Here is a 20,993-nt window from a genome sequence, read left to right as displayed (position 1 = left end):
TGTTCATCAGCAAAACCTTGCCGAAAATTAATCAAACTGATTTAAGCCAGAATACGAGTACCGACGGGAATACCGTTAAATAAAGCAGTCAGTTGGTCCGCATGACGCCAACTGGCGATATCTACTGGGCGACCTAATGTCCTAGCTGCATCTAGAGCTGCATTCACCTTCACAATCATGCCGTTAGTAATGATGCCTTGTATAATAAGTTGCTCTGCTTTTTGAGCATTCATGTCAGATATCTTCTGCCCTTTACCATCCAGAATCCCACTAACATCAGACAGCAGTACCAGATCAGCAGACAACGTTTGAGCTATCGCCGTCGCTGCTTGATCCGCATTCACATTCATCAGTTCCCCTTTATCAGTCACACCAATCGAACTGATAATCGGCATATAGCCAGCATCCAGCAAAATTTTCAGCAAGTTAGCATCACCTGGCATCGCTTTTCCTACATGCCCTAGCTCTTCACTCAGTTGGGAAACTGTGACTACATTACCATCGCCTAAATATAATCCAACTGATGCCAACTGATATTTAGTCGCCCACGACAGCAGAGTTTTATTGGCTGTACCTGCCAGTGCTCCAGTGATAATCCCAATTTGATCAGATGGTGTCACCCGCAATCCTAGCTCTTTCACCACGGGCAGTTGCAACTTCTGCATCATTTCATCTACCAGATAACCACCACCATGAACAATAACCAACTGACGTTTGTGTGTTTTCCGATACTCCTGTAATGCAGTAAATACACGTTCTAGTGCTTCTTCATTATCCAGTAACACGCCACCTAACTTTATGACTAAAGGTTCCATCTGCTCTACTCCCTCACGCCAATAATTAAAGTAATGCCTGAGTTTCTTCAAACCCAAAACGTATATTCATACACTGAATCGCCTGAGCTGATGCACCTTTCAAGAGATTATCCTCAGTACCCACAATAACCAGGTGATCACCCTGTACAACAAAACCAATATCACAGAATGGCAATCCAACCACCGATTTCAGCGCCGGTACCCCTTTGCTGTAGAGCCGCACTAATGGCTTATCTTTATATGCCTGCTGATAAGCCTCATTAATCTGCCCTGAAGTAACACCTGGCTTCAATTTACAGGTAATTGTGGCAAGAATACCCCGCACGAAATTCCCAAGATGTGGAGTGAAAATTACTCTGGTACCCAGATGTTCCTCAATCTCTGGTTGATGACGATGAGTAAATATCCCATAAGGTTGCAAGCTGACCTCACAAAAACTGTTAGTCATGGTAGCTTTCCGCCCTGCCCCACTCACGCCACTGATGGCATTAATCACCGGCCAGTGGTTAGTATCTAACAAGCCATTTTCCAGTAGTGGCTTCAGGGAGAGTTGAGAAACTGTTGGATAACACCCCGGAACGGCAATCAACTGGGCCTGTTTGACTTTTTCATCCTGCCATTCAGCAAGTCCATATGCAGCTTGTTCTAACCATTGAATATATTTATGTTTGAATCCATAGTATTGTTGATAAATCTGAGTATTTTGTACGCGATAGGCACCAGAAAGATCGAACACTATGCAACCAGCTGCCAGAAACGCTGGCACAATGTCATGACTGACCTCATGGGCGGTGGCAAGGAACACCACATCAACGCCTTTAGCAGCATCAGTGACGTCAGTAAGTGGTTGCAATGGCAGATCAATGATGCCTTTATACTGTGGATGTAAATCTGAGAAGCATTTATCAGCATCAACACTTTGGGCAGAAACCATCAGTCCAATCAGATTTGTATACGGGTGACGATGCAGATATGCTGCCAGTTCTGCTCCGGTATAACCACTTGCACCAACAACCAGCGTATTCAACATAAGATATCTTTACCTTGTGCTCAGTATTTAAACGGGATAAATGTATTTTTATTCAAAAAAAATGCATGAATATTGATACTATCATGAATAAAGGCTGTCAACAGTGAACATTAAATTACCTTCATTTATTGAGATATTTCGGCAGATAATCGCAACTCCATCTATCAGTGCTAACGATGCCAGCATTGACCAAAGTAACGAGCCTTTAATCAACCTCTTGGCAAGCTGGTTAAAGGAAATTGGTTTCGAGATTGAGATACAGCCCGTACCCGAAATCTACGGAAAATATAATTTACTGGCGACTCTGGGAAGTGGCCCAGGTGGGTTGCTGCTGTGTGGACACACTGATACCGTACCTTTTGACGAAGGACTTTGGACTAAAGATCCTTTCACCCTAACAGAACGCGATAACAAACTGTACGGGTTGGGTACGGCAGATATGAAAGGCTTTTTCGCTTTTATCATTGATGTTTTGCGGGATATTGATGTCAGTAAGATGACCCGTCCACTGTACATTCTGGCTACCGCAGATGAAGAAACAACAATGGCTGGTGCTCGTTATTTTGCAGCCAGTGCAACTATCCGACCAGATTTCGCTATCATCGGTGAACCGACTTCATTGCAACCTATCTGTGCACACAAAGGACATTTATCGAACGCTATCCGCATTATCGGCCAATCAGGACACTCTAGTGATCCAGCCCGTGGGATAAACGCCATTGATTTGATGCATGAATCTATTGGTCATCTAATTGAGTTACGCAATATGCTCAAAGAGCGTTACAACAATCCAGCGTTTGCCATTCCATACCCGACAATGAACTTCGGCTATATTCATGGCGGTGACGCGGTGAACCGTATTTGTGCACATTGTGAATTGCATATGGATATTCGCCCGTTGCCAGGGCTGACGTTACAAGATTTGAATGGGCTGTTAAATGAAGCCTTGGAACCAGTGAAACAACGGTGGCCTGGTCGTCTGACTATCAATGAATTACATCCCCCCATTCCTGGTTATGAATGCCCAACAGACCACAAGATGGTTGATGTAATAGAAAAACTGCTAGGCCGTAGAGCTGAAACAGTGAACTATTGTACCGAAGCGCCATTCATTCAGGAATTATGTCCAACTTTAGTCCTTGGCCCAGGTTCTATTGAACAGGCACACCAGCCAGACGAGTTTATTGATATATCATTCATTGAACCTACCAGAAAGATAATTTCTCAATTAGTCGATCATTTTTGCCTGAACAATAATTAGTTGTTTCAACGAGTCCCCCTAAAAATCAGGAGGACTCAAACATTATAGCAAGCAACAAAAGCACGTTTCCTAAGCTTTCTGGCACATAAGTAATACTTATAGAACATAACCGGTCATTAAATTTTAGAAATTTCTCCCAAACTGATTATTTTCTGATATGAATATCATGCTTAGGGTAAGTGCAAAACTGTGGCGTTACAAAAACAATTTTCCGCCACTTTACCAAAATTTTTCTACAGGAACAGAATCAACATTCTGCCAGCAATAAAGGCCAAGATTCATATGAACCAACAATATTCCGCAATGCGCAGTAATGTCAGCATGCTAGGTAAGCTGCTCGGAGACACGATCAAAGAAGCGTTAGGGGAAGATATTCTCGACAAAGTCGAGACTATCCGCAAATTATCCAAATCATCCCGCGCCGGCAATGAAGAACACCGCCAGCAACTATTATCTACATTGCAAAACCTATCTAATGATGAACTGTTGCCAGTTGCCCGCGCCTTCAACCAATTTCTTAACCTGACAAACGTCGCAGAACAGTATCACAGCATCTCCCCACACGGTGAAGCTGCCAGCAACCCTGTTGCATTAGCGAAATTATTCACCCAGTTAAAAGAAAAAAATTTCAATAACGACGACCTGAAAAAAGCGGTAAATGAACTGTCTATTGAACTAGTTCTCACCGCTCACCCAACTGAAATCGCACGTCGTACATTGATCCATAAACTGGTAGCAGTTAACACCTGTCTGTCACAATTAGACCACGATGATCTGGCGGATTATGAACGTAATAACATTATGCGCCGCCTGCGCCAGTTAGTTGCTCAGTCATGGCATACCGATGAAATCCGTAAAATCCGCCCTACTCCAATTGATGAAGCTAAATGGGGCTTCGCTATGGTGGAAAACAGTTTGTGGGAGGGTGTGCCAGCATTCTTACGCGAATTCAACGAACAACTGGAAGAGTCAATCAATTACAGCCTACCGGTCGAAGCGGTACCTATCCGCTTTACTTCCTGGATGGGCGGCGACCGAGACGGTAATCCAAACGTAACGGCTGAAGTGACTCGCCATGTGTTACTACTTAGCCGCTGGAAAGCAGCCGATCTATTCTTGAAAGATATTCAGGTTCTGGTTTCTGAACTATCCATGTCCGAATGTACACCAGAAGTTCGTAAACTGGCAGGTGGTGATGAAGTTCTGGAACCTTATCGAGAAATCGCTAAAGAACTACGGACACAACTCAGCAATACGCTAACCTATTTAGAGAAACAGCTGAAAGGAGAGCAAGTTCTGCCGCCAACTGATTTGCTGGTGGATAATGAGCAGCTCTGGCAACCACTTTACGCCTGTTATCAGTCATTAAGAACCTGTGGGATGGAAATCATTGCCAATGGTCAATTATTAGATATCTTACGCCGCATCCGTTGTTTTGGCCTATCTCTGGTACGCATTGATGTCCGTCAAGAAAGCACCCGCCATACAACCGCCATTTCTGAATTGACACAATATTTGGAGCTAGGTGACTACACCAGTTGGTCAGAAGAAGAGAAACAGGCTTTCCTGCTGCGTGAGCTGCATTCCAAACGTCCACTGCTTCCACATAACTGGCAACCAAGCGCTGAAACTCAAGAAGTTTTAGCAACTTGTAAAGTCATTGCGGAATCCCCTCAAGATGCCATCGCGGCTTACGTTATCTCAATGGCTAAAGTGCCTTCTGATGTATTAGCGGTTCACCTACTGCTAAAAGAAGCCGGTTGTCCGTTCACCTTGCCAGTTGCCCCTCTGTTTGAAACCCTTGATGACCTGAACAACGCCGAGAATGTCATTCAACAATTGATGAATATTCAATGGTATCGCTCACTGATTCAGGACAAGCAGATGGTAATGATTGGCTATTCTGACTCGGCAAAAGATGCGGGAGTGATGGCAGCGGGATGGGCGCAATACCGAGCACAAGATGCACTAATCAAAGCCTGTGAAAAAGAGGGCATCACGCTGACTTTGTTTCACGGTCGCGGCGGTACTATTGGCCGTGGCGGTGCACCCGCACATGCAGCGCTGCTTTCCCAACCACCGGGAAGCCTGAAAGGTGGCCTACGTGTAACCGAACAAGGTGAAATGATCCGTTTTAAATTCGGTCTGCCACAGGTCACTATCAGCAGCTTAGCGTTGTATGCCAGTGCCATTCTGGAAGCAAACCTGCTGCCTCCACCAGAGCCTAAACCGGAATGGCATCAAGTGATGGATACTCTGTCTGATGTTTCTTGCCACATGTATCGTGATTATGTGCGTGAACAGCCCGATTTTGTGCCTTATTTCCGCGCAGCAACACCAGAACAGGAATTAGCTAAACTGCCTTTGGGTTCCCGCCCTGCCAAACGCCGTCCGACAGGGGGGGTAGAAAGTCTGCGCGCTATCCCGTGGATTTTCGCTTGGACACAGAACCGCTTGATGTTACCAGCCTGGTTAGGTGCGGGCGCTGCACTACAAAAAGTGGTGAATGATGGTAAACAGGATGTACTGGCAGAAATGAGCCATGATTGGCCTTTCTTTACCACTCGCATTGGTATGCTAGAAATGGTCTTCGCCAAAGCTGATTTATGGTTGACGGAATATTACGATCATCGTTTGGTAGATAAGAGCTTATGGCCGTTAGGCCAGAGGCTGCGCGAGCAACTTTCTGCAGATATTAAGACGGTATTAACTATTTCCAAGGATGAACACCTGATGGCAGATTTACCGTGGATTGCAGAATCAATCGCTCTGCGTAATGTTTATACCGATCCATTAAACGTCCTACAGGCAGAACTATTACTACGTTCTCGTCAACAACAATATCCTGATCCACGGGTCGAACAGGCGTTGATGGTAACCATTGCTGGTATCGCCGCAGGAATGCGCAATACAGGTTAGTAGCAGTCAGTAGTAGGCAATCTCTGCGCAACGGTAGTGACATTATTGAGCACAGTACTGATATCTTTTCCCCAGGAAACCTCATATAAAATGTGCTCAATAGACAACGAAAAAGTAACTATTTCTCACCCGGCCAAGTCTAATTTAAGAAAAATTCCTTATCATTTACTCAACCCTTTTTCCGCAATAGGACAAGCAAATATGCAATGACGCCAGATTAATTTTCACCAATTATATAAATAAAATTTGATGATGTGATTTTTTCTCACTTCCCTAGAATTGTATTTTTCCATTTCTAAGAGGATTAAATCATGAAGAAAAATAAACTTGCCATTTTGCTATCTCTTGCTTCCTTGTTTGGTGTTAATGCCTATGCCCAAACAGAGCAACTGCCGGCAATCCCAGCTGCTCAAAAAGTCCTAATAGAGCAATCCCAGCTACTGCCTAACGCTAAGAGTCCCATCCGAGCCGAAGAGCAGAATCTCAAAATCGAGGATGGGTCTGTTCACGCTCCCGCACCTGCGCTAACCAATATGTGGGTCTATGCCGTTGGCTCAACGAATTGCGGATGGGAATACACGTCTAACTTGTTTGCAACGACCTGCGATCATGGAGGACAACAGCTCCGTGCCGCCGTTCTGGAAATTGGCTACGGGGTCAACCCCATTGCCTGGATGAACGGCGGTATACTGTCTAAATCAGAGATGTACTCTTCTCAAACAGTTTGTATTACGAACGGGTATTACACTTGGCCGTGCACTGCGGGCCAAACTGTGGTTGGCTTCCTTAATGAATACAACCTCGACGGCAACCAGAATGGTACCTTCAGGTACCAGAACACTTCCACGAATTCGCCTTGGAATACCATGTCCGTGCAGATTAACATTCTTTAACCTGCTGAAATTAGCTTAAATCTGGGGCGGGAAACCGCCCTTTTTATTGTCAGCCCGATGGGTTGTTAGCTATCCCTCCTCCCCTAATCCTAAAAGTTTGCTTCGCTCTTAATGAGAACTTAGGGAAAGAATTCCACAGTTTTGTTAAAGAATAATTCCTTATAATTTACCCAGCTCTGTTCCGCAATGAGATAAGCAAAGACGCGCCAAGGGCAGACCGCCCCTCATTACATAAATAAAATTTAATAATGTGATTTTTGCTCACTTCCCTAGAATTGTGCTCTTCCATTTCTAAGAGGATTAAATCATGAAGAAAAATAAACTTGCCATTTTGTTATCTCTTGCTTCCTTGTTTGGCGTTAATGCCTATGCCCAAACCCAAACAGAGCAACCGCAGGAGGTTCCTGCCACTCAAAATGCCCTGACAGCGCAATCACCTCTGCTGCCTAACCCTGAGAGTCCCGTCCGGGTTGAAGAGAAAGAACTCAACACTAAGTCTGAACTAGCTTACATCCCAGCACCTCCGCTAACCAATATATGGGTCTATGCCGTTGGCTCGACGAATTGCGGATGGGAATACACTTCCAACTTGTCGGTAACGAACTGCAATCACGGAGGGCAACAGCTCCGCGCCGCTGTTCTGGAAATTGGCTACGGATACAATTCCTTTGCTTGGATGAACGGCGGTATGCTGCCATACTCGCTGTACTCTTCTACGCCAGTTTGCATTACAAACGGGTACTACACTTGGCCGTGTGCTGGGGGCCAAATTGTGGCTGGCTTCCTTAAGGAATACGTCCTAGACGGTTACCAGAATGGTATCTTCAGATACCAGAACACTTCTGCTAATTGGCCTCAGAATACCATGTCAGTACAGATCAGCATTCTTTAACCTGCTGAAATCTACTTAAATCTGCAAGGGCCGGGAAACCGCCCTTGTTCATTTTTACGCACAGATATTGACTCCGATGGTTTATCCTCAGTGACTCTGCATGACAAATTCAAATATCTTTAGCATCTCTTCATCATTGTATTCCGTGATAATTCAATGACGCTCTATTAAGCAAATAAGAACCTACCCCAAAGGTAATTGTCTATAAATAGATAGGCATAACGCTTTATTTCGCTAATGAAAAAACTATTCGCGACCAATAACTGATCTCCGATGAACTCTGAAAGGAATTCTAACCATCAGAAACATAAACACATTATATTTAAATATATTAATCTTATTGTCCTATAAACAAATGAAAGTTTATCCTTTATCGAAGTAAGGCCGCAAAAAAAATGCTCTTACTAAGAGGTTTTCTTAGTAAGAGCCAACGATTAAGGACGAACACCCAAAGTATGGCAGATTGCATAACTCAGTTCCGCGCGATTCAAGGTATAAAAGTGAAAATCTTTCACACCTTCACGGCTTAAAATCTTTACCATATCCATTGCAATAGAAGCACCAACCAGATTAGAACTCTCAGGATCATCATCTAACCCATCAAACATTCTGGTCATCCAACTCGGAATACGAACATTGGTCATTGCAGCAAAACGCCGAAGCTGACGGAAGTTAGATACCGGCAGAATTCCTGGGACAATTTCCACATCAATCCCGGCAGCAACACAACGGTCACGAAAACGCAGGTAACTCTCCACATCAAAGAAGAATTGAGTAATAGCACGGCTTGCACCAGCATCAATTTTCCGTTTCAGGCTAATCAAATCAGCCTGGGAGCTTTTCGCTTCAGGATGAACTTCAGGGTATGCAGCAACTGAAATATCAAAATCAGCTTCTTCCTTAAGTAACTCAACCAGATCAACCCCATACATTTTGGGTTTTTCACTGTTATCCGGTAAATCACCACGTAAAGCCACAATATGACGGATACCATTATCCCAGTAATCACGGGCTATTTTGCGCAATTCATCACGGCTGGCATCAATGCAAGTAAGGTGTGGAGCCGCCTCAAGACCCGTTTTTTCTTTTATTCCCTTGATAATGCTATGGGTTCGATCACGTTCACCAGAGTTAGCACCATAAGTAACGGAAACAAATTTAGGCTTAAGGGTGCTCAATCGGCCAATGGATTTCCACAGGGTTTTTTCCATCTCTACTGTACGTGGTGGAAAGAATTCAAATGAAACACGGATCTGCCCTTCCAGTTCAGCCAGATTCTGATTCAGCGCCTCTCGCTGATTAGCGTGAAAAAAACTCATACCCTGCACCTCGTTAACAAACGGAATAATTTTCTATCTTATAATTTGCCAGCCACTCTTATTTAAACATCTAAACACCTATACGTTTAGACGTCTAAACAAGATGAATGATTGGCATTTTTTAGTCAACAAAAAATTTGGGTTAAGCGAGTGAGTAATCTTCATCCTGAATCGGAAAAAAATTCATCAATGGATATTTGGTTATGTTTACATCGAGTTGGCAGATCAAAATGTCCAAGACAACAATGAGGAAGAACTCTCTTCTCAGAGCAACCTTCCTCACGTTTCCTCGAATATCAAGCGAAGGAAATCACATCAGATTAAAGTGAAAGTTTTACAACTCAAAGCAGCTGCGACAAACGGTTAAGATCAGATTGAATCGCTCCTGCTGTCACATCACGACCAGCGCCCGGTCCGCGGATCACCAGCGGATTATCACGATACCAGCGGCTCTCAATCGCAAATAGATTGTCACACGGTAACAAAGAAGCTAGCGGGTTATCAGGACATACCGCCTCGACACCTACTTTTGCCTTACCGTTCGCATTAAAACGAGCAACATAACGCAACACCATACCCATTTCCTGTGCTGCTGCCAATCGCTGTACCATTTGCTCATTAATAGCACCACTGTTATCAAAGAATTGCTCAATAGAACCTGATGCTGCTTCTTTCGGGACGAGTGACTCAACACGTACTTGCTCTGGTTCAATCTCATACCCCGCTTCACGGGCAAGGATAATTAATTTACGCATCACATCTTGGCCAGACAGATCAATACGCGGATCAGGCTCTGTCAATCCCTGCTGCCACGCTTGCTCAACTAAGTCACTAAATGGCGCGGAACCATCAAATTGTAGAAACAGCCAAGATAATGTGCCGGAGAAGATCCCGCTGATCGACAGAATGGTATCGCCACTTTCTCGTAAATCTCTCACAGTATGGTTGATCGGCAAGCCAGCCCCCACTGTCGCATTATAAAACCAGTGACGACCTGTTTTGGCGAATGCATCACGGATAAGACGATAATCGTTACTACTGGAAGAACCCGCAATTTTATTAGCACTGATAACATGGAAACCATAGCTGGCGAAATCGGTGTAACACCGGGCCAATTCTTCACTCGCAGTCACATCCAGGATAACCAAATCATCATAAGGATGCGCTCGCATCCACAGGAACAGCTCATCAACATCATGCTCTATCGCCTCATTATCAAAGAAAGCTAATGCCCGGCTAGCATCAATCCCCTGATAATCAAGCAAACTTCGGCGGCTATCCACTACCCCCGCCAGAATAAATTCAAAATCACTGCGAGCAGAAATATTTTTCTGCTCACGGGTGAATAGCTCTAACCAACGAGAACCGATATTTCCTTTACCGAACAAAATCAGACCAATCCGCTTTTCAGCACGGAACAAACTCTGGTGCAACCCCTGAATGACATGCTCAGTCTGATTGGTTCGCAATACAGCAACAAGACTAATGCCATCCTCTGCATGCCAGATAAATTCTACTGGCTGATCTTTAAGTTGTTGATAAAAACGATGACAATGCAATGGATTCTTACATACACCTGCACCAACCAATGCCACCAGCGCCAGACCTTTTCTCAAGGACAATTTCCCCGGCAACGCGGCATCTTCCAGAGCATTCAGGGCACTATTCACCACTTCGGCAGTGTAACAAAGCTGAATCAGATTACAGTCAGGATGAATACCTGTTGCCAACGGACGAATTTGTCCCTGTTTTAACAACAAATCGATATCTTTGTGGATCTGTTTAAAATCATGATATGCAGCCACATGCAACTCAATCAGGCAAACATCATCATGACTAGTAACAATTTTTGCCCCAGTCCCAGTCGCTAGCACCCTTTCAATACGGGTAGAACCCTGCTCTGGTTGGTAGCTGCAACGCAGTAGCAGATCAATATCGCTAGAGGAAACAGGCTGCAAGGTACGAGTATGCAATACAGGAGCAGCAAGACGAGCCAGCTCACTGGCTTCATCCAAACGCAATAAAGGCAACAGGCAAGCATCTTTTACTCTTCTTGGGTCAGCACTGTAAACACCAGCAACATCACTCCAGATAGTCACTCGTTTCGCCCCAGCCAAAGCACCAACCTGAGTTGCAGAGTAGTCACTGCCATTACGTCCCAACAGAACCGTTTCTCCATCATGATTACTGGAGATAAAACCCGTCACAACCAATCGTTTATTTGGATTTTGAGTTAACAACTGACCCAACAATGGCTGAGAAAGTGCAATATCAATTTGTGGCTGAGCTGTCCGCTCGGCACGTAAAAACTGACGGGCGTCTACCCAAGCGCTAGGAATCCCCTGAGCTTCTAGTACTGCTGACATCAGACGTGCAGACCAGATCTCACCGTGACCAACAACTTCGGCATAAGTCACATCACTAACCGGCTTATCCAGTAATGCACTCAATCTTTCAAGATCAGCAATAAAACCCTCCATCAATTCTTCAGCAACAGTTTCAGGTAGCAATCCCTTAATAAGATCCTGCTGATAACGGCGCAGAACCTGCTGTACCTGATGGGCAGAAATACGGTCGTTCTGACTGAGCTTAAGCCAGTTAATTAACTGGTTAGTTGTGCTGCCTGCCGCGGATACCACCATTAAATCACCAGGTTGGCTGTAATTAGCCATAATCTTAGCTACCCGTTGATAACATTTCACATCCGCGAGACTGCTGCCACCAAACTTATGTAATTGGCGGCCATTTTCCGCCCATGCTACTGCCAGTGCACCCATGGTCACTCCTTTACTACTGCCTGAAATGCATTTTCTAAGTCAGTGATTAAATCCTGACTATCTTCGATACCTACAGAAACACGCAATAGTGAATCCGTAATCCCCGCTTCTGCCCTTGCCTGTGCTGACATTCCAGCATGAGTCATCGTTGCCGTATGGGAAATTAAAGTTTCCACACCACCTAATGATTCCGCCAAAGTAAATAATTTTAACTCAGACAGAAAACAGCGTATCGCCTGTTCACTGCCATCTAACTCAAAACTTATCATTGCGCCAAAACCAGATTGCTGCTTACAAGCAATTTCATGTCCTGGATGATCTTTCAAAGAGGGGTAAAAAAGCTTTTTCACTAACGGTTGCTGTTGAAGATAATTCACAATCTCTAGCGCATTATTTTGCTGTAAAAGTACCCGTGGCGATAAAGTACGTATTCCACGCAGTAACAGGTAACTATCAAACGCCGCACCAGTTACACCAATATTATTGGCCCACCAAGCAAGTTCTGTTGCTATCTCTTCATCCTTAGCAATAATCGCTCCAGCAATAACATCAGAATGTCCGTTAAGGTATTTAGTACAGGAATGAACAACCAAGTCCGCTCCTAATTCCAGCGGTTTCTGTAATACTGGACTCAGAAAAGTATTATCAGCAATGACTATCGCACCTACTTCATGGGCAAGCTGGCATATACGGGCAATATCGACAATACGTAATAAAGGATTACTCGGCGTTTCAATCAATACCAGCTTTGGCTTTCTGGACAATACTCGCTTTAACGCCTGTTCATCCCCCTGATCGACAAAAGCGACTTCATAAGCACCACGTTTACTCTGACTGTCAAACAATCGGTAACTACCGCCATAACAGTCATGAGGAGCAACCAACAGATCACCAGGCTTTAGAAAAACGGTGCATAGTAGGTGAATCGCTGACATTCCACTGCTGGTCATTACAGCACCTACCCCTCCCTCCAATTCAGCCAATGCTCTCTGCACCATATCACGACCAGGATTGCTCCTCCGGGAATAATCATGTGTCCTCGGCTGATTGAAATCAGTAAAATTATAAGTACTGGAAAGATAAATAGGTGGAACAACGCAGCCATATTGCTCATCATTATTCAGCCCACTGCGAACTGCTATCGTTGCCTGTTTGCGTGTCATATCAGTTACCACTGTCTGCCATAAATTGAGTCAAGGAAGAATATCCTCTACCATAATGGACGTCAACACATCTAGACATCTAAACTTCTTTGCAGTTAGATTAACCAATGGGATAATTATCCATCATAATTATGATACTTTTATTAGTAGCAATTAGTTTATCGAATATACTATAACTGTATAATTGATAAGGAAATCACGATAAAATGGCAATATTTCACAACGAAAGCTGGCTCTGTTATCTGGCTTAATTTTATGACTATACGACTATTTAAGGTACCCCATGGCTGAATGGAACGGTGAATATGTCAGCCCTTATGCTGAACATGGCAAAAAAAGTGAACAAGTGAAGAAAATCACAGTTTCAATTCCTTTGAAAGTGTTGAGGATTCTCACTGATGAGCGTACCCGTCGCCAGGTAAATAACCTGCGTCACGCAACTAACAGTGAATTGCTGTGTGAAGCATTCCTGCATGCATTTACCGGGCAACCACTTCCTGATGATAATGACTTACGCAAAGAGCGTAACGATGAAATCCCAGAAGCAGCAAAAGAGATCATGCGTGAATTGGGTATTGATCCCGATACCTGGGAATATTGATGGTGGCACAACAAAGCCCGCTGCAAAATTCAGGGGCTTTGTTGTTATGTTCACTTTAAATGCAAAACGCCCGATGCAAAGCACCGGGCGTTTGTTCGTACCAGTGGCCTGCTCTATAAGCAGACACAAATCCGCAATTACTTGCCAACACCTGGAACGTTGAAACGTTTGTTAAAGCGATCAACACGACCACCGGTAGCAACATCACGTTGTTTACCAGTATAGAATGGGTGACATTGACCACATACGTCCAAATTCAGGGAGTGACCAACGGTAGATCTGATTTGCATTACATTACCGCAAGAACAAGTTGCAGTAACTGCTTCATATTTAGGATGAATACCTTTTTTCATGGGATAACCTCTGTTAAGGCCGTGTCGCTATCCAGCCCTGTTGCCGCCAGACACCACACGTCGCGTTGATAAAATAAGTTTGGCATCTTCCATACCAAAGGCGGCGGATCATACAGAATATCCATCTATCTCGCAATGAAATCCGTTCATGGTCTGTGATACTCTATAGTCAATTTTTGACTATACTCTGACTTACTCATTGATCTTATGGAATAATTTTATGGCTGTTGTTCAGGTTGCTTTGCCGGTCCCTCTTACTCGTTCTTTTGACTATCTACTACCCGCAAACAGCCAATTACCCGTTGCCGGGATGCGGGTAACAGTACCTTTTGGCAAACGTAAAGCGATTGGTATCGTCACTGGAACAACCGATAGTAGTGATATTCCAGCAGAACAACTGAAACCAATAGAATCTATTCTCGATACTCGCCCTTTATTTTCAGCAGATCTTTGGCAATTATTACTCTGGGCTTCCAACTATTACCATTATCCGCTAGGCGAAGTCCTGTTTCATGCATTGCCGGTATTGCTTCGTCAGGGAAAACCTGCTGAACCAACTCCGCTCTGGCAATGGCGAGTGACTCCGACAGGTGCTGAAATACCGCTGGCGCAACTGAAACGCTCACCAAAACAACAGCAAGCGCTGGCAACACTGCGCCAGAAAACGATATATCGCCATCAGATTACAGAACTGGAATTGAGCGAAAGCGCCCTTCAGTCACTTAAAAAGAAAGCACTTATCGATTTGTATCCTATGCAACCTGAGTCTAAAGACTGGAGGAACCATTTTCAAATCACCGGCGAACGCCTGAAATTGAATACAGAACAGGCCACAGCAATTGGTGCGATCCGCGCAGAGGATCAGCAATTTTCTGCCTGGTTACTGGCTGGAGTCACCGGCTCAGGTAAAACAGAAATTTATCTTAGCGTACTGGAGAATATTCTGGCACAAGGTAAACAGGCGCTGATCCTTGTACCGGAAATTGGCCTGACACCACAGACAATCCGCCGTTTCAGAAAACGCTTCAATGCACCGGTTGACGTTCTCCATTCAGCCTTGAATGACAGTGAACGCCTGGCTGTATGGCTGCGAGCACAACGCGGTGAGAATGCGATTATCATCGGTACACGCTCAGCCCTATTTACACCATTTGCCTGTTTGGGTGTCATCATTATCGATGAAGAACACGATAGCTCTTATAAACAACAGGAAGGCTGGCGTTACCATGCCCGTGATTTAGCAGTATTCAGGGCAAAAAAAGAAAATATCCCGGTTATCATGGGTTCTGCTACTCCAGCACTGGAAACACTTTATAATGTGCAACAAGGCAAATACCGCCAGCTAACATTATCCAAACGGGCAGGTCATGCCCAACCCGCCACTCAACATTTACTGGATTTAAAAGGTTTGCCGATAAGAGTCGGGTTATCTCAGCCACTTATAAAGCGTATTGAGGAACATCTAAAAGCGGGCAACCAGATAATGCTGTTCCTCAACCGCCGTGGTTATTCACCGGCCTTACTTTGTCATGAGTGTGGTTGGATTGCAGAATGCCAACGCTGTGACCATTATTACACGCTACATCAGCACCATCGTCAGTTGCGTTGCCATCATTGTGACAGCCAACGCTCAGTTCCTCACCAGTGCCCACAATGCGGCTCTACCCATCTTCAACCTGCTGGCCTTGGCACAGAACAGCTTGAAAGTGGTATTTCAGACCTGTTTCCCGGTGTGCCTATTACCCGAATTGACAAAGATACCACCAGTCGTAAAGGAGCACTGGAGCAACGATTGACTGATATTCATGCCGGAGGTGCCCGTATATTAATCGGCACACAAATGCTGGCAAAAGGTCACCATTTCCCTAACGTCACGCTAGTCTCCTTGTTGGATGTTGATGGCGCCCTATTTTCTGCAGACTTCCGGGCAGCGGAACGCTTCGCACAGCTTTATACGCAAGTATCTGGCCGTGCTGGTCGGGCAGGTAAACAGGGAGAAGTGGTTCTCCAGACCCATCATCCTGATCATCCGTTATTGCAAATTCTGTTGAACAAAGGCTACGACGCATTCGCTGCCCAAGCTATGGATGAACGACAAAACGTATTTTTGCCGCCATTTACCAGCCATATTATCTTGCGGTCAGAAGATCATGATAATCAGCAGTCACCCGCCTTTTTACAGCAATTACGTTTGCTTTTTGAAAATCATCCTCTGCGCGAGGATAACTTATGGATCATGGGACCAGTACCTGCATTACAGGCAAAAAGAAGCGGTCGTTATCGCTGGCAGCTACTCATTCAACATCCATCTAGAATTTCTCTACAGAAAATAATGGCAATGGTCTACCCACAAATAACCGCGTTGCCGCAAACTCGAAAAGTGAAATGGAGTATTGATGTGGACCCAACGGATGGTTAATGACCTTTATTTTTAAGCATATATACCCAATAGATTTCAAGTTGCAGGGCGGCGGCAAGAGAACGCATCCCCAGGAGCATAGATAACGATGTGACTGGGGTAAGTGAACGCAGCCAACAAAGAGGCAACTTGAAAGATAACAGGTATAAGTTTATCAAATAAAACATTCTTCTATTAACTACTCGGAAAAATCACACTTGATAAACGCAATCAATGAAAAATTATTTACTAATTTGCGAGCCACATCGAATAAATGATTTATATCACCTTTTTTTGCAAACTAAGGAATAAACGAATTTGCCAAACTGTTTAGAATGATCCCTTAATAACATTGTCATAATCCTAAACCAAATGTCATTATTTTACTTAAAATGACTGATGGCTTCCGGCAACCCAAAAATGACAATCGTTTATACCCTATGGATTTCAAGATGGATCGCAACGGCAAGGGAGCGAATCCCCGGGAACATAGATAACTCTGTGACCGGGGTGAGTGAGTGCAGCCAACAAAGAGGCAACTTGAAAGATAACAGGTATAACTAATCAGTCAGGAAATGAGGAGTGAGTTTTGGAGCAGAAAAAGAATGGCACCTCCGCAACGATGAAAGATGTCGCTGAAGTGGCTGGCGTTTCTACCGCAACAGTATCAAGAACACTCATGAATCCGGAAAAGGTTTCCTCTCAGACACGACAAAAAGTGGAGCAAGCTGTACTGGCTGTGGGCTATTATCCTAATAACTTATCCCGCAATCTCAAACGCAGTGAGTCGAAAACGATCCTGGTAATAGTGCCGAATATCAGTGACCCTTTTTTCACAGATGTGATTTGTGGTATCGAAGAGACAGCCACGCAACATGGTTATCTAGTGTTAATCGGTGATTGTCAACATCAGCATAAACAAGAACACGCATTTCTCAACCTGATTATCACTAAACAGATTGATGGTATGTTGCTGCTCGGTTCTAACATTCCATTTGATGCCAGTAAAGAAGAACAAAAAAACCTGCCGCCAATGGTGATGGCAAACGAATTTGCACCTGATCTAGAACTTCCAACTATTCATATTGATAACCTGACCGCAGCATTCAACGCCACCCATTACCTGCAAACACTGGGTCATAAACATATTGCCTGCATTTCCGGACCGGAAGATATGCTACTTTGCCGTTATCGCCTTCAGGGATATATACAAGCATTGCGGCGCTCTGGTGGGACAATTCGTGAAGATTATATTGTCCAGGGTAATTTTACCCATGAAAGCGGTGCAAAGCTGACCGAACAGTTGATGTCTCTACCAGAGCCTCCTACCGCCATTTTCTGCCACAGCGATGTGATGGCGATTGGCGTCATGTGGCAAGCTAAAAGAATGGGCTTAAAAATACCGGAAGACTTATCAATTATTGGGTTCGATAACTTAAATTTAGCCACGTACAGCGATCCACCTCTGACCACGGTTGGCCAACCTCGTTATCAGATTGGTCACAAAGCAATGCTGCTATTACTCGATCAAATCCAGGGCCACACAACATCTGGCGGTTCTCAATTATTAGAATCTGAACTCATCATTCGACAAAGTGCCTGTTCGCCTAAAAGCTAGGCAAATAACCGCAGGTTAAGTAATATATTGTTTATTTTCTTTTATTTAAATAACTCAGCGAATTAGACAGTGGCACAACGAGATTATGTGAGCCGCGGGCGTTCAAACCCCCGCCGTAAAAATACCGACAAGAAAAAACACCAAACCCAAGGTTTGCCAAAAACAACATTGGCAGTAGCAATAGCCTTGGTGGTCATCTTTATTGGTGGTCTTTACTTTATTACCCACAATAAACAGGAAAGCGCTCCAGACACACTACCAAAACATCCTCAGCAAAATCACGGCTTACCGCCAAAACCGGAAGAGCGCTGGCGCTACATCAAAGAGTTGGAAAATCGCCCTGTCGGCATAGCGACTCCGCGTGATCCATCATCTAGCGGACAAATAAATTCACAAACCCAGTTAACCGCAGAACAACGGCAGCTACTTGAACAGATGCAGGCAGATATGCAACAACCAGCAACTTCATTGCCAGAAGTTCCATACAATGGCGTTCAAGTGCCACGTTCACAAGTTATCATCAAGCCACCAGCAGAGACGCAACAACCGCTGGAAGCAAGGCTACAACCTCAGCAACAAGTACAAGTTCAAACAATTCAACCGCAAACACCATCAGTTGAAACCAGTAAACCTAAACCAGCAGAAAGCGCACAACGCATGATTTTACAGTGTGGTTCATTCCGTAATATGGATCAGGCTGAATCAGTACGCGCCAGACTGGCATTTGCCGGTATTGAAAGCCAAATCACAACGGGGGGCGGCTGGCATCGTGTTATTCTTGGTCCCTACAGTAAAAGCACCGCTGAAAAAATGCAGGAACGTCTGAAAGGTGCCGGAGTACCCGGTTGTATTCTCCGTGTAACAGGGGGTTGAAAAATTATAATCCTCCCCCATTTATAACTCCTAGCACCGTGCACACGGTATTTTCGATAGCTATATACACTGCCGAAAATACCGTGCGTCACATTTATCTATTTTGTAACCAAGGGCTTACTCGTGACTACAATCGTAAGTGTTCGCCGTAATGGCCAAGTCGTAATCGGTGGTGATGGACAGGCAACGATGGGTAATACCGTCATGAAAGGCAATGTCCGGAAAGTTCGCCGCCTCTATAATGACAAAGTAATCGCGGGTTTTGCCGGCGGTACAGCAGACGCTTTTACTCTGTTTGAGCTGTTTGAACGTAAACTTGAAATGCATCAAGGCCACCTGACAAAGGCAGCTGTTGAACTTGCCAAAGATTGGCGAACTGACCGTATGTTGCGCAAACTGGAAGCATTACTGGCAGTAGCAGATGAAAACAGCTCCCTTATCATCACAGGCAACGGCGATGTTATTCAGCCTGAAAATGACTTGATTGCTATTGGTTCTGGTGGCCCATACGCGCAGGCCGCCGCACGGGCAATGCTGGAAAATACTGATCTCAATGCCAGAGAAATTGCAGAGAAAGCGCTGACAATTGCCGGTGATATCTGTATTTACACCAACCATAATCACAAATTCGAAGAACTTCCTTCAAAAGCGTAAGGATAGATAGTATGTCTGAAATGACTCCACGCGAAATTGTCAGTGAACTTGACAACTACATTATTGGTCAGGACAAAGCGAAACGCGCTGTAGCTATCGCACTCCGTAACCGCTGGCGTCGTATGCAGTTGAATGAAATGCTGCGTTACGAAGTGACGCCTAAAAATATTCTGATGATTGGCCCGACTGGTGTAGGCAAAACCGAAATCGCACGTCGGCTGGCAAAACTGGCAAATGCACCATTCATCAAAGTTGAAGCAACAAAATTCACAGAAGTTGGCTACGTTGGTAAAGAAGTCGATTCTATTATCCGTGATCTAACAGACGCTGCGGTTAAAATGGTTCGGCTGCAATCCATTGAAAAAAACCGTTACCGGGCTGAAGAATTGGCAGAAGAGCGTATTCTGGATGTGTTGATCCCACCAGCAAAAAATAACTGGGGGCAAGCAGAAGTTCAGTCTGAACCATCAGCAGCACGCCAAGCATTCCGTAAGAAATTACGTGAAGGTCAGCTTGATGATAAAGAAATCGAAATCGACGTTGCTACCGCACCCGTGGGCGTGGAAATCATGGCCCCTCCTGGCATGGAAGAGATGACCAATCAGTTACAATCCATGTTCCAGAACCTTGCCGGTCAGAAACACAAATCACGTAAGCTGAAAATCAAAGATGCCTTCAAACTGTTGGTAGAAGAAGAAGCCGCTAAACTGGTTAACCCTGAAGAGTTGAAACAGCAGGCAATTGATTCAGTTGAACAACACGGCATTGTCTTCATTGATGAAATCGACAAGATCTGTAAACGCGGTCAGACTTCAGGCCCTGATGTTTCCCGTGAAGGCGTTCAACGTGACCTACTGCCACTGGTGGAAGGTTGTACTGTATCCACTAAACATGGCATGGTAAAAACAGACCATATCCTGTTTATCGCATCCGGTGCATTCCAGGTTTCCAGTCCTTCTGATCTGATCCCCGAATTACAAGGGCGTTTGCCAATCCGCGTGGAACTGCAAGCATTAACCACAGAAGATTTTGAACGCATTCTAACTGAACCTAGCGCATCTTTGACTGAACAATACAAAGCACTGATGGCAACAGAAGGAATGGACATCAGTTTCACCACTGACGGAATCCGCAGAATCGCTGAAGCAGCATGGCAGGTAAACGAATCAACCGAAAATATCGGTGCTCGTCGCTTACATACTGTTCTTGAACGACTGATGGAAGATATCTCTTTTGAAGCTAGCGAACGTCACGGTCAGTCAGTCGACATCAATGCTGACTACGTTAAAGAACATTTAGATGAACTGGTTGCAGATGAAGATCTAAGCCGATTTATTCTATAATCGGGGTATGTGATTCCTTGATTCGCTATAAATGATGGGAGGCTTGCCTCCCATCACTTTTTTATAACATCCAAAGGAGCGAGT

16 protein-coding genes are annotated in these 20,993 nt (G+C 44.6%); 10 read left to right on the top strand and 6 right to left on the bottom strand.

Annotated elements, in window-relative coordinates:
• Positions 1 to 41: 41 nt before the first annotated feature.
• A complete protein-coding gene (gene argB / locus EAE89_RS13685) occupies positions 42 to 815 on the bottom strand; it encodes an acetylglutamate kinase (protein ID WP_054477662.1) in 774 nt (257 codons plus the stop codon).
• A gap of 25 nt (positions 816 to 840) precedes the next feature.
• Positions 841 to 1,845: an N-acetyl-gamma-glutamyl-phosphate reductase gene (argC, locus tag EAE89_RS13680; RefSeq protein WP_214086056.1), complete on the bottom strand. Its 1,005-nt coding sequence runs from the start codon at positions 1,843 to 1,845 to the stop codon at positions 841 to 843.
• Positions 1,846 to 1,948: 103 nt separating this feature from the next.
• Between argC and argE the strand changes: the two genes are divergently transcribed.
• The 4 genes from argE (at position 1,949) to EAE89_RS13660 (ending at position 7,810) form a co-directional block, all read left to right on the top strand.
• The gene (gene argE, locus EAE89_RS13675; protein ID WP_054477658.1) at positions 1,949 to 3,106 is read left to right on the top strand and encodes an acetylornithine deacetylase; all 1,158 of its coding nucleotides are present in this window, start codon (positions 1,949 to 1,951) and stop codon (positions 3,104 to 3,106) included.
• Between the two features lie 282 nt (positions 3,107 to 3,388).
• Positions 3,389 to 6,025: a phosphoenolpyruvate carboxylase gene (gene ppc / locus EAE89_RS13670; RefSeq protein WP_054477681.1), complete on the top strand. Its 2,637-nt coding sequence runs from the start codon at positions 3,389 to 3,391 to the stop codon at positions 6,023 to 6,025.
• A gap of 311 nt (positions 6,026 to 6,336) precedes the next feature.
• Complete coding sequence (locus EAE89_RS13665; RefSeq protein ID WP_054477656.1) at positions 6,337 to 6,918, top strand: YolA family protein; 582 nt, start codon at positions 6,337 to 6,339, stop codon at positions 6,916 to 6,918.
• 307 nt (positions 6,919 to 7,225) lie between these two features.
• A complete protein-coding gene (locus tag EAE89_RS13660; RefSeq protein WP_054477654.1) occupies positions 7,226 to 7,810 on the top strand; it encodes a YolA family protein in 585 nt (194 codons plus the stop codon).
• A gap of 434 nt (positions 7,811 to 8,244) precedes the next feature.
• On the opposite strand, the gene metF is transcribed toward EAE89_RS13660, so the two are convergent.
• The 3 genes from metF to metB all read right to left on the bottom strand — a co-directional run bounded on the left by metF (position 8,245) and on the right by metB (position 13,069).
• Positions 8,245 to 9,129 (bottom strand): methylenetetrahydrofolate reductase, encoded by an 885-nt coding sequence (metF, locus tag EAE89_RS13655; protein WP_054477653.1) that lies wholly within the window; start codon positions 9,127 to 9,129, stop codon positions 8,245 to 8,247.
• Between the two features lie 341 nt (positions 9,130 to 9,470).
• Positions 9,471 to 11,906: a bifunctional aspartate kinase/homoserine dehydrogenase II gene (locus EAE89_RS13650; RefSeq protein ID WP_214086055.1), complete on the bottom strand. Its 2,436-nt coding sequence runs from the start codon at positions 11,904 to 11,906 to the stop codon at positions 9,471 to 9,473.
• Between the two features lie 2 nt (positions 11,907 to 11,908).
• Positions 11,909 to 13,069 carry a cystathionine gamma-synthase gene (gene metB, locus EAE89_RS13645; protein ID WP_054477649.1) on the bottom strand — a complete coding sequence of 387 codons (1,161 nt, stop codon included), beginning with the start codon at positions 13,067 to 13,069 and terminating at the stop codon, positions 11,909 to 11,911.
• Positions 13,070 to 13,352: 283 nt separating this feature from the next.
• Here metB and metJ point away from each other — a divergent pair, with 283 nt between their 5' ends.
• On the top strand, positions 13,353 to 13,670 hold the full coding sequence (metJ, locus tag EAE89_RS13640) for a met regulon transcriptional regulator MetJ (RefSeq protein ID WP_054477647.1): 318 nt from the start codon (positions 13,353 to 13,355) through the stop codon (positions 13,668 to 13,670).
• 137 nt (positions 13,671 to 13,807) lie between these two features.
• On the opposite strand, the gene rpmE is transcribed toward metJ, so the two are convergent.
• Positions 13,808 to 14,023 (bottom strand): 50S ribosomal protein L31, encoded by a 216-nt coding sequence (gene rpmE, locus EAE89_RS13635; RefSeq protein ID WP_054477645.1) that lies wholly within the window; start codon positions 14,021 to 14,023, stop codon positions 13,808 to 13,810.
• Positions 14,024 to 14,243: 220 nt separating this feature from the next.
• On the opposite strand from rpmE, the gene priA reads away from it, so the two are divergent.
• From priA to hslU, 5 genes are all read left to right on the top strand, one after another.
• Positions 14,244 to 16,442, top strand: a complete 2,199-nt coding sequence (priA, locus tag EAE89_RS13630; protein ID WP_214086054.1) for a primosomal protein N' — start codon at positions 14,244 to 14,246, stop codon at positions 16,440 to 16,442.
• 568 nt (positions 16,443 to 17,010) lie between these two features.
• Complete coding sequence (gene cytR / locus EAE89_RS13625) at positions 17,011 to 18,039, top strand: DNA-binding transcriptional regulator CytR (RefSeq protein ID WP_054477643.1); 1,029 nt, start codon at positions 17,011 to 17,013, stop codon at positions 18,037 to 18,039.
• 69 nt (positions 18,040 to 18,108) lie between these two features.
• Positions 18,109 to 18,912, top strand: a complete 804-nt coding sequence (gene ftsN / locus EAE89_RS13620; RefSeq protein WP_172910552.1) for a cell division protein FtsN — start codon at positions 18,109 to 18,111, stop codon at positions 18,910 to 18,912.
• 123 nt (positions 18,913 to 19,035) lie between these two features.
• Positions 19,036 to 19,566, top strand: coding sequence for an ATP-dependent protease subunit HslV (gene hslV, locus EAE89_RS13615; RefSeq protein WP_054477639.1), 531 nt, complete (start codon positions 19,036 to 19,038; stop codon positions 19,564 to 19,566).
• A gap of 11 nt (positions 19,567 to 19,577) precedes the next feature.
• Entirely contained in the window at positions 19,578 to 20,909 is a 1,332-nt protein-coding gene (gene hslU / locus EAE89_RS13610; protein WP_054477637.1) for an ATP-dependent protease ATPase subunit HslU, read from the top strand.
• Positions 20,910 to 20,993: the final 84 nt, after the last annotated feature.

Origin of the sequence: Photorhabdus heterorhabditis (assembly GCF_018448905.1) — a bacterium.
GTDB classification, from domain to species: domain Bacteria; phylum Pseudomonadota; class Gammaproteobacteria; order Enterobacterales; family Enterobacteriaceae; genus Photorhabdus; species Photorhabdus heterorhabditis.
The sequence above is the reverse complement of the archived record's forward strand: the minus strand, read 5'-3'. Positions and strand labels throughout refer to the sequence as shown.

Bases quoted from the DNA above. Each gene is read 5' to 3' on its own strand.
- hslU (WP_054477637.1), top strand. From the start codon at position 19,578: ATGTCTGAAATGACTCCACGCGAAATTGTCAGTGAACTTGACAACTAC.
- argC (WP_214086056.1), bottom strand. From the start codon at position 1,845: ATGTTGAATACGCTGGTTGTTGGTGCAAGTGGTTATACCGGAGCAGAA.
- rpmE (WP_054477645.1), bottom strand. From the start codon at position 14,023: ATGAAAAAAGGTATTCATCCTAAATATGAAGCAGTTACTGCAACTTGT.
- EAE89_RS13650 (WP_214086055.1), bottom strand. From the start codon at position 11,906: ATGGGTGCACTGGCAGTAGCATGGGCGGAAAATGGCCGCCAATTACAT.
- EAE89_RS13660 (WP_054477654.1), top strand. From the start codon at position 7,226: ATGAAGAAAAATAAACTTGCCATTTTGTTATCTCTTGCTTCCTTGTTT.
- EAE89_RS13665 (WP_054477656.1), top strand. From the start codon at position 6,337: ATGAAGAAAAATAAACTTGCCATTTTGCTATCTCTTGCTTCCTTGTTT.
- metB (WP_054477649.1), bottom strand. From the start codon at position 13,069: ATGACACGCAAACAGGCAACGATAGCAGTTCGCAGTGGGCTGAATAAT.
- metJ (WP_054477647.1), top strand. From the start codon at position 13,353: ATGGCTGAATGGAACGGTGAATATGTCAGCCCTTATGCTGAACATGGC.
- metF (WP_054477653.1), bottom strand. From the start codon at position 9,129: ATGAGTTTTTTTCACGCTAATCAGCGAGAGGCGCTGAATCAGAATCTG.
- priA (WP_214086054.1), top strand. From the start codon at position 14,244: ATGGCTGTTGTTCAGGTTGCTTTGCCGGTCCCTCTTACTCGTTCTTTT.
- ppc (WP_054477681.1), top strand. From the start codon at position 3,389: ATGAACCAACAATATTCCGCAATGCGCAGTAATGTCAGCATGCTAGGT.
- argB (WP_054477662.1), bottom strand. From the start codon at position 815: ATGGAACCTTTAGTCATAAAGTTAGGTGGCGTGTTACTGGATAATGAA.